We start from the raw sequence: 17,685 nt of genomic DNA, 5'->3' as shown, positions 1-17,685 counted from the left end.
TTCTCGTGGAACGTCAGCCGGTTAAAGCGCCTTGCCCGATGAGCTCTTCCAAAGAAAACTCCAACGTTCGTTCAGGGTCTGCAAGTTCTACTTGGACGATGCGTTCCAACATATTTAAGCCGGTAACTTTCCCTCTGCCCTCTTCAACATGTATGTTTTCTCCGATGTCGGGAAGTTCTTTCTTTGCTTGCTCATATTCATCATTCTCATATTTAAGGCAACACATTAAACGTCCACACAAACCGGAGATCTTCGCGGGATTAAGGGACAAATTCTGATCCTTTGCCATTTTTATGGAAACGGGTTCAAAATCACCGAGAAAAGTCGAGCAACAAAGAACGAGCCCGCATGGGCCGATGCCGCCCAATATCTTCGCTTCGTCCCGCACACCGATCTGCCGAAGCTCAATGCGGGTCCGAAAAATCGACGCCAAATCTTTTACTAGCGTTCGAAAATCAATCCTGCCATCAGCGGTAAAATAAAACAGGATTTTATTACGGTCAAATGTATATTCAGCACTGACTAATTTCATATCCAACTTATGTTCCGTGATCTTCTCTTTACAAACGCTTTGGGCCTCTTTTGCAAATTCGATGTTTTCCGCTATCCGGGTTTTATCCTCGTCCGTTGCGATCCGAACGACCTTTTTAAGCGGAAGAACAACGTCGTCGTCGTCTACCGTTCTCTCTTCCAGCACGACGTACCCATATTCCACACCGCGGGTCGTTTCAACAACAACGGAATGGCCCGCTTGCACATCAAATCCGGCAGGAGAAAAATAATAAATTTTTCCCGTCTCTCGAAAGCGAATGCCTATCACCTGATGCAACGTTATTTTCCCTCCTGGAGGCGAAGCAGCAACCGCTCCATCAACAGCTGCGGATTCACATTGGCCGCCAGATATCTTTTCGCTTCCATAACCGCTCTCATATTAGCCGCCAACATGGGTTCCGAACGATTGAAAGCTTCCGTTTTCAATCTCTCTAACTGATCAGGATAAGCTAGGTCCTCCCTGCCCCACTTCGTATATAATGCATCCCGATACCAAAAAAGGAAGAGGTCAAGGCCTATATCCACTGATTCTCTATCTTTAAAATGCGTATGCCATTTTTCCTGCAACAACAACTTGGCTTGCGGAGGTCTTTTTAGTACCTCTTCTGCTAATTGTATCACTACCTGACGCCCCTGTACAATCCAACTTGTCCGTTCCTTTATGTCTAAATCCGTCGGTTTGTCTCCGATCCGCGCTTTAATCGCTGCCAATTCATTTGTTTCCCCTTTCTCTTTCAAAAGCGCTTGCCGTTTTTCTTCCGACAACGGCATGAAAGAGATCACTTGCGACCGTGACACGATCGTCGGCAGTAAAAAATGCAAGTTTTCGGTCACTAAAATCGCCAACGTTTCCCCATTCGGCTCTTCCAACGCCGTCAATAAACTATTGGCCGCACTCGTCGTCATTTTATCAGCTTCTGCAACGATATATGCTTTTTTCGCAGACTCCATCCCTTTATAGGCAAACTCTTTTTGCAACAACGCCACTTGCTCTTTTTTTATGGAAAGGCCATCCGGTCGGATAACGGTAACATCCGGATGGTTGCCGGCACGTACACGTTTACATTCGCTGCATTGATTGCAAGGCTTCACCTCGGGATTTTGGCCGCTACATAAAAAAGCACGACAAAGAAGCGCTCCCGCCCGGAATTGTTCATCAAGCGCTTCCCCTTCAAAAATATATGCATGTGGAAGGCGCTCCCGCCAAACAGCATGTTGCAACAAACGCGCAACGACCGGCTGCTCCTTATGCAAGGTATCCCATTCCATGCGCGAGCTCCCTCCATTTTAAAATTGTTCAAACTGCTCCACATCGACGACAAACACAGTCGCTCCCCCTACCTGCACTTCAACAGGATAAGGAACATAAGAATCTGCATTTCCGCCCATCGGGGAGACAGGAGCGACCAACTGTTCACGGCTTTCACAGTTTTCTTTAATGATATCCAGCACATCAGCCACTTGTTCATTCTCGACACCGATTAAAAACGTCGTGTTCCCTGCCCTCAAAAAACCACCGGTAGACGCCAATTTCGTCGCACGGTAATCATTCTCCACAAGAGCCGTCGATAGGCGATTGCTATCTTTATCTTGAACAACAGCAATAATTAATTTCATGGCAGCAACCCTCCCTTAGGGATATGAATCGATTTTTCTTTTATCATACGATATGCAAGTTCGTAACACCAGTGTAACATACCGGAAAATCGTTCTTTTTTTAAAATAACGGGGGCTGATGGCGTTCATTGGACATGGAGTCCGAAAACACCGTTCTGCCCAGGGTACGGCACGATCATGAGGCCTGAAATCGTCCCTCCACGCCAGTTTCGGGCTCCATAAACGGGTCATGGAGCCCGTAAACGCCGTGCCGCTCTGGTTTCGGGCGCCATGAACGGGGCATGTGGACCGAAATCGTCGCATCGCCTCAGTTTCGGGCGCCATGAATGGGTCATGAAACCCGTAAACGCCGTGCCGCTCCGATTTCGGTCGCCATGAACGGTCACTTGATCAGACCCTAACGATCTTCTTTGCACGCCCCCCAATCAGCTAAACGAACATTTCCCGGATGGATGCATATATTTCCTCTTCGACATGAGCGATACTCGCATCTGCGTTAATCATCCGAAACCGCTCTTTCGCTTCCTCAACAAGAAAATGATACCCGTCGCGCACCTGCTCATGAAACGCCCGCCCCTTTTGGTCCAAGCGGTTTTCTTCGCGAGCATTTTGCGCAATTCGTGCCAAACCAACATCAATCGGAATATCCAAGAAAAACGTGCGGTCCGGCAACCAGTTTTGAACCGCAAACAAATTGATTTCCCGTACTTGTTCTACCCCGACACCACTCGCGTAACCTTGATAAACTAAACTGCTATCGAGATAGCGATCACAGAGAACGATTTTTCCGTCCGCCAAAGCAGGAATAATTTTTTCCACCAAATGTTGGCGACGGGCAGCCGCAAACAACAAAACTTCCGTGTAACGATCGAGCCCCTCGTCCTCGTCGCCCAACAACAAATTACGTATTTTCTCGGCACTCGACACGCCCCCCGGCTCCCTGGACACGAGTGTTTCAAACCCATCCGCCTCCAATCGTGAAGCGATTCGCGGAATCACCGTTGTTTTCCCTGAACCTTCCCCGCCTTCAAACGTGATAAACGTTCCTCTATCCATCCTAAATGACCTCTTTTCTAACGAGCAAAAATCCATCCTGTATGTGCGACATTGCCTGCACGCGTCCTCCGGATGACAACCAATGCTGAAGAAATTGTAAACGCGCCCTGTCAACCACCTCTCCCGCCATCCAAAGCGGAATCCCGGGCGGATAAGGGACAACATCCTCAGCTATTACCCTTCCTTCCGCTTCCTGAATGGAAACGAATTCCGACGGTGCTTGCTCCCCCCACCCGTCCGCAAAAGAATGCTCCGCAACCTTTGGATACGGCGGGTATGCAAGCGCGTACGTTCGCTTTAATTTTTTTCCTTTGTAAAAAGAAACCAGCTTAGGAAGGAGCGCCCTTTCCCAGTTTTCAGGATGAGCCAACGGAAGGACGAGCAAGACGTGGTTCCTGTCACTTAATTCAGCATAAATGTGTTCTTTATGTAAATGTTTCTCCCATTCCCATCCGTTCCATCCGTCAGGCGCCCGTAAGATTAATTTTAAAGGATCGTCGTTTCTCACACGGACACCCGGACATAATTCCTCCAATGTTCGGTGAAACGCATGCAATTTCCCGACAATGTTTTCGCCGATCAAGGATTCGTTATAATCACGGGCCATATCAAGGGAAGCAAGGATTGGATAAGAAGGGCTGCTCGTTTGCAATCGTTGCAACCAATAACGGCAACGCGCTTCATCAGCCGCGGACCGCAAATGCAAAAAAGCGCCCATCGTAAGAGCAGGCAATGTTTTGTGCGCCGATTGCACAACCGCGTCAGCCCCCACTTGCAACGCCGAGGCAGGGAAATGCAGATCGATATGAAGATGGGCCCCGTGCGCCTCATCCACGAGCACATCCGCACTGTATCTTTTTGCAACGGCAATGGCTGCTTCCAATTCCCCTACATACCCGTAATAACTTGGGGAAGACAGTACCAACCCTTTAGCCTCCGGATAACATTCAAATCCATAAGCGACCGTCGCTTCAGAAACCCCGGTAGCCAATCCCGATTCAACGTCAACCTCCGGAGCAATAAAAACGGCATGCACACCTGCCAACTCCAGGCCATGAATCACCGAATGATGCACATCCCGTTGCACCAACACTTTTTCCCCTCTTTGAAAAAAAGCAAGCAACATCGCCAAATTGCCGACCGTTGAACCTCCGACGAGAAACAAGGTGCGGGCACAACCGTATTGGGCCGCTGCTAACTCCTCTGCTTCCAATATTGCCCCCGACGGCGCGTGCAAATCATCAAGCCCCGGCAATTCCGTTTGGTCGAGGCGCATGATTCGCTCAAAATAAGCCGCATACGGCGCCGGCAATAAGCTTCCGTTTTTGTGTCCAGGCACATGCATCGATAGGGGAGCACGTTGAGCATGGGAGCACAACCGCTCAAAGAGCGGACAATTCCCGTTCATATATGACTCCATTCCTTTTTTCTTTTATCCCGGTGGTAAGCGCCCGTAAAACTCCCGCTTCAACCCCGTAAGCGGGAGTTAACGGGCGACTAACACCCCGATTCGTTCAACTAACCATCAGAGGAAAACCCCCTCTGATGGAAGTTTCACTTTATTATAACAAGGATTTAGTGAGATAACATACGATGATTGACCTTGCTCCCGCGCAATCGGTCAATATACCAAGCATAGCTTGGGTCCTCCACATCCAATTCTACCATTTTTCGCTCGCATGAGAGACAAATCCACATGGAAAGTAAAAAGAATCCTTTTTCGCTTTCCTGACTACATACCCCGCAACTTTCCACTCCTGTCGCTCTCTTATACATTCCGTTTCCCCCCTACACAATCATTTCCTTTTTAGTGTTTCCTATTTTTATAGAAACTATACAACTTAGAGGCCGAATGAACTGGAGCTTACGTTATCTTATGGGGCAAACGCCCAAATCGTGCCTGGCTTAAAAAAATGGACCCGGCTATTCGAAATGATTAAGCATAAAGAAGTGAGAAAAAAGCTAAATTAAAATCCATTATTTGTAAATATTTTATTATATTAGGATCATATTAAGGTTTTTCTAATAGGACTTAAAATATTGAAATTTTGAAAGGGCATCATCAATGAAATGTCATTCTTGCGATTATGAGTTAGGCCAGGGCGATAATTTTTGTGAACATTGTGATCAGAAGGTTCAACTAAATAATGAACCAAATGAAACAGTCCATGTGCACAGCACTCATATAATTGAAGAAAGAGAACACGCATCGGGGAACATGGATTTTGATAAGATCAAGGGAGAATTGACCAGTTACTGGGCCTTCTGTTTGAATGTAGTGAACCTCTCCACCTAAATCAAAGATTTTGGTGGAGCTTCCCTATTCATGGACGATAGCTTTGTTCTATTGAACCAAGTCTTACATCATCTCCCAGGGCTTTGTTTTATACTGCTCGGACAGGACCTTGCCCTACAGTGGAAACCATGTATTTATACAATTGGACACAAACCCAGAAGATCCAGTCCAACTTTTTCAATATTGATGGCCGCATTATGGTCGCGGTCTAAAACGGTCCCGCATGACTTGCATACATGCGCGCGAACGGCCAGAGCCCTTTTCACACGCTTCCCACAGCTTGAACAATCTTAGCTGGTATAATAAGGTTTAATTCTTACGAGTGCTCCACCATTGTTTTTCTAATAGTCAAGCTTTGAACGTGACGTGTTTCACCTTTCCCATTGATGGGTCTAAAAATCAAATGATTTATGCCATTATTACCATTGTTCTGGTTGCAATCACCGTCCCTACTTCTTTATCAATAGTATGACACCGTTAAGAGGGGAAATTTCTCCAATCATAGGTGCCATAAATCGTTTATGACACCTGTGAAAGGATGCTTATTCCAACTATAGGTGTCATGAGCAGCTCATGGCACCTCTAAACGGAAAAAACAACCAATGACAGGTGCCCAGCATCGATTTTGTGTCGCCTATCGTTAGTCTTACATACTAAGAACGTTTTAAACTCGGCATGTGTATCGTAAACAGGATCAATTATTCTGTCACTTTTGCCGCGGAATCTGTCATTTTCGCCATATAATCTGTCACTTTAACAAAAAAACACCCGCCTATTCCTGATTCAGGAACAAGCGGGTGTTTTTGGTTGTCATTGCCAGGCGACGTCCTACGCTCACGGGGCGTTGCCGCCCGATTACCATCGGCGCTGAAGAGCTTAACGTCCGTGTTCGGCATGGGAACGGGTGGGGCCTCTTCGCTATCGTCACCTGACCGTGGGAGCCATTCTCCCAAAACTGAATAACGCTTAAGCTTGACCGACGGCTTCCGGGTGACCCATGGGTGGATAAACCGTTTGACCGATTAGTATCTGTCAGCTCCACGTGTCGCCACGCGTCCACACCAGACCTATCTACCTTATCGTCTTTAAGGGGTCTCGCGGGAAATCTCATCTTGAGGTCGGCTTCGTGCTTAGATGCTTTCAGCACTTATCCGATCCACACGTAGCTACCCAGCTATGCTCCTGGCGGAACAACTGGTACACCAGCGGTGTGTCCATCCCGGTCCTCTCGTACTAAGGACAGCTCCTCTCAAATTTCCTGCGCCCGCGACGGATAGGGACCGAACTGTCTCACGACGTTCTGAACCCAGCTCGCGTACCGCTTTAATGGGCGAACAGCCCAACCCTTGGGACCGACTTCAGCCCCAGGATGCGATGAGCCGACATCGAGGTGCCAAACCTCCCCGTCGATGTGGACTCTTGGGGGAGATTAGCCTGTTATCCCCAGGGTAGCTTTTATCCGTTGAGCGACGGCCCTTCCATGCGGGGCCGCCGGATCACTAAGCCCGACTTTCGTCCCTGCTCGACCTGTATGTCTCGCAGTCAAGCTCCCTTCTGCCTTTGCACGCTGCGAATGATTTCCAACCATTCTGAGGGAACCTTGGGGCGCCTCCGTTACCATTTAGGAGGCGACCGCCCCAGTCAAACTGCCTACCAGACACTGTCCCTGAACCGGCTCACGGTTCGAGGTTAGGATTTTCATATCGCAAGGGCAGTATCCCACCAGCGCCTCCGCCGAAGCTAGCGCTCCGGCTTCCTAGGCTCCTGCCTATCCTGTACAAGCCATATCAAAACCCAATATCAAGCTACAGTAAAGCTCCATGGGGTCTTTCCGTCCAGTCGCGGGGGACCTGCATCTTCACAGGTCATATAATTTCACCGGGTCTCTCGTTGAGACAGTGCCCAAGTCGTTGCACCTTTCGTGCGGGTCGGAACTTACCCGACAAGGAATTTCGCTACCTTAGGACCGTTATAGTTACGGCCGCCGTTTACTGGGGCTTCAATTCGACGCTTCGCCTCTCGGCTAACGCCTCCTCTTAACCTTCCAGCACCGGGCAGGTGTCAGCCCCTATACATCGTCTTTCGACTTCGCAGAGACCTGTGTTTTTGGTAAACAGTCGCTTGGGCCTTGTCACTGCGGCTCCCGCGGGCTCATCACCCGCAAGAGCACCCCTTCTCCCGAAGTTACGGGGTCATTTTGCCGAGTTCCTTAACGAGAGTTATCCCGCGCGTCTTAGAATTCTCATCCCACCTACCTGTGTCGGTTTGCGGTACGGGCACCCATGGCCTTCCTAGAGGCTTTTCTCGGCAGCGGAGGATCAGGGACTTCGGTACTTTAATTCCCTCGCGCTCACGCCTCAGCCTTCGCGTTGGGCGGATTTGCCTGCCCAACAGCCTCGGTCGCTTCGACGTGCTACTCCAGCAGCACGCTCGCCCTACCTTTCTGCGTCCCCCCTTCGGTCCAACAGCCATCGGTGGTACTGGACTTTCCACCAGTTATCCATCGCCTACGCCTTTCGGCCTCGGCTTAGGTCCCGACTAACCCTGAGCGGACGAACCTTCCTCAGGAAACCTTAGGTTTTCGACGGAAGGGATTCTCACCCTTCTTTTCGCTACTCATACCGGCATTCTCACTTCTGTGCGCTCCAGCCGTCCTCTCGGTCGACCTTCCCCGCACACAGAACGCTCCCCTACCCCCGGCACTCAACGTGTTGAGCGCCGGGCCACGGCTTCGGTGATGGATTTAGCCCCGGTACATTTTCGGCGCAGCGTCACTCGACCAGTGAGCTATTACGCACTCTTTCAATGATGGCTGCTTCTAAGCCAACATCCTGGTTGTCTAAGCAACGCCACATCCTTTCCCACTTAATCCATACTTGGGGACCTTAGCCGGTGGTCTGGGTTGTTTCCCTCTTGACGACGGATCTTAGCACTCGCCGTCTGACTCCCGGAGAACAAGTCGCTGGCATTCGGAGTTTGACTGAACTCGGTAATCCTGTGGGGACCCCTCATCCAATCCGTGCTCTACCTCCAGGACTCTCTCATCCGAGGCTAGCCCTAAAGCTATTTCGGGGAGAACCAGCTATCTCCGTGTTCGATTGGCATTTCACCCCTACCCACCCCTCATCCCCGTAATTTTCAACTTACGTGGGTTCGGGCCTCCAGTCGGTGTTACCCGACCTTCACCCTGGACATGGGTAGATCACACGGTTTCGGGTCGACGACGACGTACTCCATACGCCCCTTTCAGACTCGCTTTCGCTGCGGCTCCGTCTCTTCAACTTAACCTCGCACGCCATCGTCACTCGCCGGTTCATTCTACAAAAGGCACGCCATCACCCTTGAATGGGCTCTGACCACCTGTAGGCACACGGTTTCAGGTTCTCTTTCACTCCCCTCCCGGGGTGCTTTTCACCTTTCCCTCACGGTACTGGTTCACTATCGGTCACTAGGTCGTATTTAGCCTTGGGAGATGGGCCTCCCTGCTTCCGACGGGGTTGCTCGTGACCCGCCGTACTCAGGATCCACGCCGGAGAGGGCTGTGTTTCGCGTACAGGGCGCTTACCTTCTGTGGCGGACCGTTCCAAGTCGCTTCCGCTACACTGCCCCTTTCTTACTCCGTATGGCGTGTCCTACAACCCCGGACGGGCTAGCCGTCCGGTTTGGGCTCGCTTCCGTTTCGCTCGCCGCTACTCAGGAAATCGCGTTTGCTTTCTCTTCCTCCGGCTACTAAGATGTTTCAGTTCGCCGGGTCTGCCTTCATCTGCTTAATCCTTTGGGCAGATGATCTTCTCCCATGACGGAGAAGGGGTTCCCCCATTCGGACATCTCCGGATCCAAGCATACTTACAGCTCCCCGAAGCATTTCGGTGTTCGTCCCGTCCTTCATCGGCGCCTAGTGCCAAGGCATCCACCGTGCGCCCTTCCTTGTTTAACCACACAAGGCATGGGCCTTTCTTCCAAGAAACGCTCGTTTCTTTTTGACACCCGGTGTGTGTCGTTTCAAGCTTTATCGCGTTATTCAGTTTTCAAAGAACGCCTTTCCCACTTGAGCAGTTGCCCGCTCAAAACTGAATGAAAGCCTAAGCGCTTGGCCTCCGGCCCCTTCACCGAGGGGCCGTGGTGCTCCTTAGAAAGGAGGTGATCCATCCCCACCTTCCGGTAGGGATACCTTGTTACGACTTCACCCCAATCACCGGCCCCACCTTCGGCGGCTGCGTCCCATAAGGGTTCGCTCACCGACTTCGGGTGTTGCCGGCTCTCGTGGTGTGACGGGCGGTGTGTACAAGGCCCGGGAACGTATTCACCGCGGCATGCTGATCCGCGATTACTAGCGATTCCAGCTTCATGCAGGCGGGTTGCAGCCTGCAATCCGAACTGAGAACGGCTTTTTTGGGGATTGGCTCCACCTCGCGGCTTCGCTGCCCGTTGTACCGTCCATTGTAGCACGTGTGTCGCCCAGGCCATAAGGGGCATGATGATTTGACGTCATCCCCGCCTTCCTCCGGTTTGTCACCGGCAGTCAATGTCGAGTGCCCAACTTAATGCTGGCAACGACATTCAAGGGTTGCGCTCGTTACGGGACTTAACCCAACATCTCACGACACGAGCTGACGACAACCATGCACCACCTGTCTCTCTGCCCAAAAGGGATACCTTGTCTCCAAGGCGGTCAGAGGATGTCAAGGCCTGGTAAGGTTCTTCGCGTTGCTTCGAATTAAACCACATGCTCCACCGCTTGTGCGGGCCCCCGTCAATTCCTTTGAGTTTCAACCTTGCGGTCGTACTCCCCAGGCGGAGTGCTTATTGCGTTTGCTTCGGCACTACGGGTATCGAAACCCCTAACACCTAGCACTCATCGTTTACGGCGTGGACTACCAGGGTATCTAATCCTGTTCGCTCCCCACGCTTTCGCACCTCAGCGTCAGTCACAGACCAGAGAGTCGCCTTCGCCACTGGTGTTCCTCCACATCTCTACGCATTTCACCGCTACACGTGGAATTCCACTCTCCTCTTCTGTACTCAAGTCAGGCAGTTTCCAATGCCATTCCGGCGTTAAGCGCCGGCCTTTCACATCAGACTTGCCTCACCGCCTGCGTGCCCTTTACGCCCAATAATTCCGGACAACGCTTGCCACCTACGTATTACCGCGGCTGCTGGCACGTAGTTAGCCGTGGCTTTCTGGTGAGGTACCGGCAAACCCTTGGCATTTCCTCCAAAAGCTGTTCTTCCCTCACAACAGAGCTTTACGATCCGAAAACCTTCCTCACTCACGCGGCGTTGCACCGTCAGGCTTGCGCCCATTGCGGATGATTCCCTACTGCTGCCTCCCGCAGGAGTCTGGGCCGTGTCTCAGTCCCAGTGTGGCCGATCACCCTCTCAGGTCGGCAACGCATCGTCGCCTTGGTAGGCCCTTACCCCACCAACCAGCTAATGCGCCGCGGGCCCCTCTTTGAGCGACGGCCATTGACCGTCTTTCTCCTCGCTCGCAGGCGCGAGTAAGGATCGATTTGGTATTAGCACCGGTTTCCCGGTGTTATCCCAAACTCAAAGGCAGGTTGCCCACGTGTTACTCACCCGTCCGCCGCTGACCAGCCGGAGGTGCAAGCACCTCCGGTGGCCCGCTCGACTTGCATGTATTAGGCACGCCGCCAGCGTTCGTCCTGAGCCAGGATCAAACTCTCCATAAATGTTAAGTTCCGCTTCGCTCACGGGGGTGGGCAAAGCGCTGACTCCTTGCTTCTTTCTTTCGTTCGCTTGGCTTTCATTCAGTTTTCAATGGGCAAATGTTGATGCCGCTGTTTAAAGCGACCTATTTATTATATCGAATGCCGTCTTTTGTGTCAAGAAGCATTTTTCATCGCCTTTCAAAGCGACTTTATTAATATATCATCGCACAACCATTACGTCAACCGTTGATTCGATTATTTTTTATACGCAAAATGACCTAGCTGATTGCGTCGACTGTTGAAATGCTATCACTTCATTATAGAAAGTGTCAACCGTTCATTTTAATTACAAAAAAGACGGCGAATCACCGTCTACATTCCACCCGGCAGTACTATAAAATGTACGGCAAACAACATGAGGACGCCGGGGAGCCCTAAAATTCCGGTAACTGCGGAAGTAAAAAGGTTAATCGGCATATGCAATCCCATAAAATTACCGAATAAGTTAATTAAAAACAGCGCAAGGGCACCTATCATAATTCGTACAACACCGTTCCCCACCCATTTAAACGACTTCAACGGAAGGCCGAGAAACATCAATATAAAGATTCCGAGCCCGATCGCTGCCACAATAAGAACCGGATCCACACCTATCACCTCCCTCGCATTAGATCAAATCCTTTTAATTGATCCATATGCTTGGACACAAAAAGACTTGCCTAAAACGTGGCAAGTCTTTTTTATAATTTCGTGCGCTCGTTTAACAAGCGGGCTTCCCGCAATAAAAAACGATATTTCGCCTCTTCCATTTTCAATTGGAGCCGCACATCTTCACTTGGATCGATGCTTCTTTCCAATAAACTTTTTTGGCGGAAATACTTTTGTTTTTGACGGTCGATAAGTTGATAAAGACGGGCTTCTTCTCTTTTTCTTATTTTTTGCTTTTTTGCCATCCTACAGTTCACGCCTTCCTTCCACTGCACGGGAGAGCGTGACTTCGTCGGCATATTCCAAGTCCCCGCCGACCGGAAGCCCGTGGGCAAGGCGCGTAACGCGTATCCCCGTCGGTTTTATCATACGGGATAAATACATGGCTGTCGCTTCCCCTTCAATGGAGGGATTTGAAGCGATTATCACTTCTTGGACAGTTTCATCTTGCAGCCGTTTAATCAATTCCGGGATATGAATATCTTCGGGACCAACCCCATCCATCGGGGAAATAGCCCCGTGTAACACATGATACAGTCCGTTGTATTCCTGCATTTTTTCCATAGCCATGACGTCCTTGGAATCTTCGACGACACAAATAACGGAACGATCGCGATGGCTGTCGTCACAGATCATGCAAGGATCTTGATCCGTGATATAAAAACAAGAAGAACAATGCGTTAAATCGCGTTTCGCATTAACGAGCGCTTTTGCGAAATCAAGCACATCGTCCTCCTTCATATTGAGTACATAAAAAGCCAGACGGCTCGCGGTTTTCGGGCCAATGCCCGGCAATTTCATGAAGCCGTCGATCAGTTTTGATATCGGGGCAGGATATTGCACGCGTCAATCCTCCTAAAACATTCCAGGTGGCAAGTTCATCCCTTTCGTTAACTGGCCCATGTCTTGTTCCACCAGTTCATCTACCTTGCCCATAACCTCGTTAATGGCAGCTAAAACTAAATCTTGAAGCATATCAACATCTTCAGGATCAACGACTTCTTCATCGATTTCAACATCTGTGATACGCTTGTCGCCTGAGGCAACGATTTTCACTGCACCACCGCCTGCGGTCGCTTCTACGGTTTTTTCTTTCAGTTCCTCTTGTGCTTGCTGCATTTGTTTTTGCATCTTCTGCATTTGTTTCATCATGTTGCCCATATTTTTCATTTGTCTTCCTCCTCGATATTCGAATCGTCCACGACTTCCACCAACTCAGAGCCGACAAGTTTCTTCGCCTCGGTGATCAAGGGATCCTCTTCGTTTGCTTCCGTCGGCGTCTCCTTCGTTGCCGCTTGCTGAGATTTTCCTCGATAAGCTTCCTTTAGTTGGTCCCAGTCTTGCTTGAGCAACGTCAAGATATGATAACTATGGTCATTATTAGCCGCAATGGCGTGCTCTGTCAATGCTTTAAATTTATCGGCAATCATGCCGCGGTGCATTTCGTTGCGAAAAACGAGGAGCACCGCGTCCGTCGTCGCCGCTACCGGCTGCGCGTCATTCAACCACGCATGCGCGGGTACACTTTCTTTTTTCAGCGTTTGCAATGTTTCCGCCCACCGTGATTCAACTTTCACCCGCTCATCCTTCGAAGCTTGCTCAAGCAACTGTTGGGCTTGTCTCACCCCTGCACCGTTTGAAGAGCTTGGTGAAGGTCTCGGTTTTTCTCGCGGGGCGGCTTGACGGGGAGCATCTTCTTCCCGGGGCGAAGCTTGTGCCGCTTGCCCTTCTTCCAAGGTGCGGATTTTTGCTTCAAGGTTTTGGACTTGTTCCATTAACTGTTGCACCTGTTGATTGCCTGCCGAAGCATTTTCCTGCGGCCCGGCATCTCCCTGGCAAATGTGAATAAAAGCCATTTCCAGAAAAATTTTCGGGTGCGACGACCCTTTCATTTCCCGCAATTCATCATGAAGCACATCAATCGTTTGATAGGCCCAATCCGGTTCTATTTTATCCGCAAGGGAACGAAACGCATCATCAACCTGTACACGGTCCAAGAGCTCCTCCACATCGGGAGCCGTCTGAAAAAGCAATAAATCACGTAGATAATGGATGACGTCCTCCATAAAACGCAACGGATCTTTACCTTCCCGTATCAACGTATCTGCTGATTGCACGGCTTTTCGTGCATCCCCATCGATCAATGACGTTATTGCGGAAGCGAGGAACGATTGGGAAACAGCCCCCGTTATCGCTTGGATGTCAGAAGCGGTGACTTTCGTGTCTGCAAAGGAAATCGCCTGATCAAGCAGGCTCAATGCATCCCGCATCCCACCTTCGGCCGCGCGGGAGATAAAATGAAGGGCATCATCCTCTACCTCGATCTCTCCCTCGGCGATAACCTCTTTCATTCGTGCCACAAGGGTCTCCCCGCTGATTCGCTTAAAATCAAAGCGTTGGCAACGGGAAACGATTGTAAGCGGAATTTTGTGAGCTTCTGTCGTAGCCAAAATAAAAACAACATGGGCGGGAGGCTCTTCCAATGTTTTTAACAAAGCGTTAAAGGCACCGGTCGAAAGCATATGCACTTCATCGATGATGTACACTTTATAACGTACATCGCGCGGTGCGGCAATGACGTTATCGCGTATGTAACGAATTTCGTCGACCCCATTGTTGGAAGCTGCATCAATTTCAATCACATCGACGACAGATCCTGTCTGTATCCCGAGGCATGCGTCACATTCATTGCACGGCTCGGCTACCGGGGCATGCACACAGTTCACGGCCTTCGCGACAATCTTGGCAGCGCTCGTCTTCCCCGTGCCCCGCGGACCGCTGAATAAATAGGCATGGGCGAATTTTTGCTGGCGAAGCGCATTTTGCAGTGTTTGCGTAATGTGATTTTGACCGGCAACATCCTCCAGACGCTGCGGGCGCCAGACACGATAAAGCGCTTGATAACTCAACAAAAGCCCTCCTTGGTTTATTCGCTAAATCCAACGATCATAACTTCTTTTATTATACGTTTTTCGCTGCTTTTTTTCAAAACAAAAAAGGGCGTATTGTAAGCCCTCTCTTGACGCACTGTCCCAGCAATTTTTTGACCAGGCGCGCCCCCTCTTTCCCTCACCCTCGGCGATCAAGCTGTTGCCCTCCAACATCGGTCTTCGTCACCGCTCAGCCATTCCAAGCATTCCCTGGCATCGGTTCAGCAGGATACGCGCGCACGTAAAAAAGGGTTAGCTACTCATACAATTTCAAACGTCTGTTCATTAATGATTTTTTTTAAAAATTTTCCGTTGTATCGAGAACAGATTTTATCCACTCAACTTCCAAGTCCATCAGCTCAGAAATGTCCTCGGGTCTATGACCCTTTCTATGCAAATGATTTACTGTAGCAATCCTTTCTTCTTCCCTGCCTTCTTCCCTGCCTTCTTCCCTGCCTTCTTCCCTGCCTTCCGCGATTATGGTATTTCGCTCAAGCATGGATTCCTTCCGAGCCTCATAAAGCTGACGGGTTTCGGCGTCACCACTAAGCCACTCCAATCTTTCTTCAGCCTTTCGAATAACAGGATCCATTTCAATTAACTCCTTTCTTTCATTTTCTTGTAAACTTTCATCGAGAAATAGCAACCAACGATGAAGGGGATCTTCGAGTGATTTCTTCATCTTTTTGAATTTAGGGTACTCCACGAAGTGAACCTCCAAAGCATCAGTCAAAAGCATAGCTTCTTCATGATCTTCGTAGAAATGAAAGGTACTGTGAAAACGTTCGAACATGAAAAGGTTAAAATCAAGAATGTTAATCGTAACGGTTTTCTTTAGTTTTGTGTAATCCTGACCTTCACTAATGGATTGCGTGTACATTTTGGCCAGATAATACAAGGTTCGATTTACCATATTTTTTTGATTTCTTAGCTGAACCTCTACATCAATCAACATGGCATCTTTTGTTTCAGCACGTACATCCAATCGACCCGTCTTGTCATCTAAATTTTCTTTGAGCAACTCTTTATTCTCAATCACCGTCAAATCAACAATCTGATCGATTCCTTCTAATCGCATGATGGCGTTCAGAAGGGATATCAAGCTTTCCTTCGTTTCTTGTTCTCCAAACAATCGTTTGAAAATAAAATCATTCTTGGGTTTTAAGCGATTGTACGCCATTATTTTCACCGCCCCGGGTTTCCTTATGTTCATTTTACCATAAAAAGCTGGACGGATACTTATTTTTTATTTAGGTGATAAGAAAAACCTAGCTTGGGAAAACCGCCCAAGCTAGGTCCTTGTCATGATCACTGCTTGTCCGATAGCCGGTACTCATAACCATGAACGCCTTTATAATACTCCGGATACATCTCCCCTTCACATTGTTGGCAGGCAAACATGGGTGGGGCACTGGGGTCGCCGGGGTCCATTTCGTCAAAATCGCGTACCACTGTGTAAGGGATCGCTTCGTGTTCATGACACTGTAAACAAACAAAGTTGACGGTCTTGGGATGCTGATTCGTCGGTGGTTTCTTCTTCTTTTTTTGTTTCTTTTTTCGGTGTTTCGATACGGGGGACATGACCGATCTCCCTTTCCAAATAGCTTCTGGCCGTTTCACCCAAGGCGACTTTAACCACTAATCGCCCGTTCTCAAGACAGACTTCTCCCTTATACTCAAAGTAGTTATCACATTTGGGACACCGCAGAGGACCCTTATGTCCGCTGGCTATGACCCTTTCTCTCCAAGTTTGGCGGCGCGGGGTTCGCTTCACCTGGGTGATCCACGTCTTCTTCGTTTTTTGCCACGCTGCCAGTAACTTTTTACTCACGTTCTTCGTTCTTCTCGAGTACAGCCCATAATGACGGATCGTTTTAAACTGTTCATCCGGGATATGACGGATCAGACGCATGATAAAGACCTCAACACTTATCGTTTCATACTTCTCTTTCCCATCGACTTTATCATGGTACTTAAACGTCACCATTTGCCCGTCATAGGCCTCGATCCGATTGATGCCAATCGCCGGTCGACGCATATAACGGCCAATATATCGGAGTTGGTCTTGCACCTCCCCCCGTTGTTTAGGGGCATAGATATAAAAGCCCTCTCCGTTTTTGGAAAACGCTTGTTGGAGACGCGCTTGCACGCGTTTCTTGTCCTTCCCGGATAAATGCTTGCGAATCAGCTTCAAGACAACGGTTTGCCATTGTTTGCGAAGCATCTGGAAGGGGATAAAATCATACGCCTTCCATTCTCCCTTCTTTGTCATCCCGCCCATCGTCACCAACATGTGAATGTGGGGATTGAAATTGACTTGGGAGCCAAAGGTATGTAACCCCGCAATGATTCCCGGGGTCACTTTTTTCTTCTTCTCGAAATATTCTTTGAGCAGCCGTGCACCTTCATCCATCAACATTTTTAATAATTCCCGGTGGAGCAGAAACACTTCTCTTAATCCCTCATCGATCGTCAGAATCACATGCCGATGGTTGACCTGGAACACGTCTTCCATGAGCAGACGACTCCATTCCTCGCTTTCTCCAATCGAACAGGTCGTACAAAATCGCCCTTTACAGCGATAGGGGACTTTTCGAGTCTCGTGGCAGCCTTCGCATACAAAGAGTTTGAATCCGTTCTCGGGATTCCCACAATCGCGGAATTTTTCCACTTCTTTATGGACAACAGGGCGGATGCGATCCCCGTGTTTTTCGACAAATTGTTCCCAATGATGATGGTGGTCAAAGAATATACGTCGAAGAATATTAGGTTCCATATCTACACCCTAACACATTCCCCGGCATAGAGGGAGCCAAAATTTATACTTTCTTATCTTTTAAAAAAAGAAGTCCAAGCT

14 protein-coding genes and 3 rRNA genes are annotated in these 17,685 nt (G+C 49.3%); all 17 read right to left on the bottom strand.

Features of this window, described 5'->3' with window-relative positions:
• Positions 1-13: 13 nt before the first annotated feature.
• The 17 genes from HUG15_RS00525 to HUG15_RS00445 all read right to left on the bottom strand — a co-directional run bounded on the left by HUG15_RS00525 (position 14) and on the right by HUG15_RS00445 (position 17,604).
• Positions 14-829, bottom strand: a complete 816-nt coding sequence (locus HUG15_RS00525; RefSeq protein WP_200126280.1) for a PSP1 domain-containing protein — start codon at positions 827-829, stop codon at positions 14-16.
• 2 nt (positions 830-831) lie between these two features.
• Positions 832-1,821 carry a DNA polymerase III subunit delta' C-terminal domain-containing protein gene (locus HUG15_RS00520; protein WP_200126278.1) on the bottom strand — a complete coding sequence of 330 codons (990 nt, stop codon included), beginning with the start codon at positions 1,819-1,821 and terminating at the stop codon, positions 832-834.
• A gap of 18 nt (positions 1,822-1,839) precedes the next feature.
• The gene (locus tag HUG15_RS00515; RefSeq protein WP_200086711.1) at positions 1,840-2,169 is read right to left on the bottom strand and encodes a cyclic-di-AMP receptor; all 330 of its coding nucleotides are present in this window, start codon (positions 2,167-2,169) and stop codon (positions 1,840-1,842) included.
• Positions 2,170-2,598: 429 nt separating this feature from the next.
• Positions 2,599-3,225 carry a dTMP kinase gene (tmk, locus tag HUG15_RS00510; RefSeq protein ID WP_200126276.1) on the bottom strand — a complete coding sequence of 209 codons (627 nt, stop codon included), beginning with the start codon at positions 3,223-3,225 and terminating at the stop codon, positions 2,599-2,601.
• 1 nt (position 3,226) lies between these two features.
• Positions 3,227-4,633 (bottom strand): aminotransferase class I/II-fold pyridoxal phosphate-dependent enzyme, encoded by a 1,407-nt coding sequence (locus HUG15_RS00505; RefSeq protein ID WP_200126274.1) that lies wholly within the window; start codon positions 4,631-4,633, stop codon positions 3,227-3,229.
• Between the two features lie 167 nt (positions 4,634-4,800).
• Positions 4,801-5,001, bottom strand: coding sequence for a sigma factor G inhibitor Gin (locus tag HUG15_RS00500; RefSeq protein ID WP_200126272.1), 201 nt, complete (start codon positions 4,999-5,001; stop codon positions 4,801-4,803).
• Between the two features lie 654 nt (positions 5,002-5,655).
• Positions 5,656-5,787, bottom strand: coding sequence for a transposase (locus HUG15_RS00495; RefSeq protein WP_246516448.1), 132 nt, complete (start codon positions 5,785-5,787; stop codon positions 5,656-5,658).
• 549 nt (positions 5,788-6,336) lie between these two features.
• A 5S ribosomal RNA gene (gene rrf, locus HUG15_RS00490) occupies positions 6,337-6,453 on the bottom strand.
• A 69-nt stretch (positions 6,454-6,522) separates the two neighbouring features.
• Positions 6,523-9,458, bottom strand: a 23S ribosomal RNA gene (locus HUG15_RS00485).
• Positions 9,459-9,654: 196 nt separating this feature from the next.
• A 16S ribosomal RNA gene (locus HUG15_RS00480) occupies positions 9,655-11,211 on the bottom strand.
• The 16S, 23S and 5S rRNA genes sit together here, the layout of an rRNA operon.
• 351 nt (positions 11,212-11,562) lie before the next feature.
• Complete coding sequence (locus HUG15_RS00475) at positions 11,563-11,838, bottom strand: pro-sigmaK processing inhibitor BofA family protein (RefSeq protein ID WP_200126270.1); 276 nt, start codon at positions 11,836-11,838, stop codon at positions 11,563-11,565.
• A gap of 92 nt (positions 11,839-11,930) precedes the next feature.
• Entirely contained in the window at positions 11,931-12,143 is a 213-nt protein-coding gene (locus tag HUG15_RS00470) for a YaaL family protein (RefSeq protein WP_200126268.1), read from the bottom strand.
• A 1-nt stretch (position 12,144) separates the two neighbouring features.
• Positions 12,145-12,741 (bottom strand): recombination mediator RecR, encoded by a 597-nt coding sequence (recR, locus tag HUG15_RS00465; RefSeq protein ID WP_200126266.1) that lies wholly within the window; start codon positions 12,739-12,741, stop codon positions 12,145-12,147.
• Positions 12,742-12,753: 12 nt separating this feature from the next.
• Complete coding sequence (locus tag HUG15_RS00460) at positions 12,754-13,068, bottom strand: YbaB/EbfC family nucleoid-associated protein (protein ID WP_200126264.1); 315 nt, start codon at positions 13,066-13,068, stop codon at positions 12,754-12,756.
• The gene (dnaX, locus tag HUG15_RS00455) at positions 13,065-14,807 is read right to left on the bottom strand and encodes a DNA polymerase III subunit gamma/tau (RefSeq protein WP_200126262.1); all 1,743 of its coding nucleotides are present in this window, start codon (positions 14,805-14,807) and stop codon (positions 13,065-13,067) included. Before dnaX ends, HUG15_RS00460 begins: the two co-directional genes overlap by 4 nt.
• A 319-nt stretch (positions 14,808-15,126) precedes the next feature.
• Positions 15,127-16,008, bottom strand: coding sequence for an Rpn family recombination-promoting nuclease/putative transposase (locus HUG15_RS00450; protein WP_211202313.1), 882 nt, complete (start codon positions 16,006-16,008; stop codon positions 15,127-15,129).
• A 294-nt stretch (positions 16,009-16,302) separates the two neighbouring features.
• Positions 16,303-17,604 (bottom strand): IS91 family transposase, encoded by a 1,302-nt coding sequence (locus HUG15_RS00445; RefSeq protein WP_200126258.1) that lies wholly within the window; start codon positions 17,602-17,604, stop codon positions 16,303-16,305.
• Positions 17,605-17,685 lie beyond the last annotated feature (81 nt).

The sequence above is a fragment of the Salicibibacter cibarius genome (genome assembly GCF_016495725.1).
Lineage (GTDB): Bacteria > Bacillota > Bacilli > Bacillales > Marinococcaceae > Salicibibacter > Salicibibacter cibarius.
The sequence above is the reverse complement of the archived record's forward strand: the minus strand, read 5'-3'. Positions and strand labels throughout refer to the sequence as shown.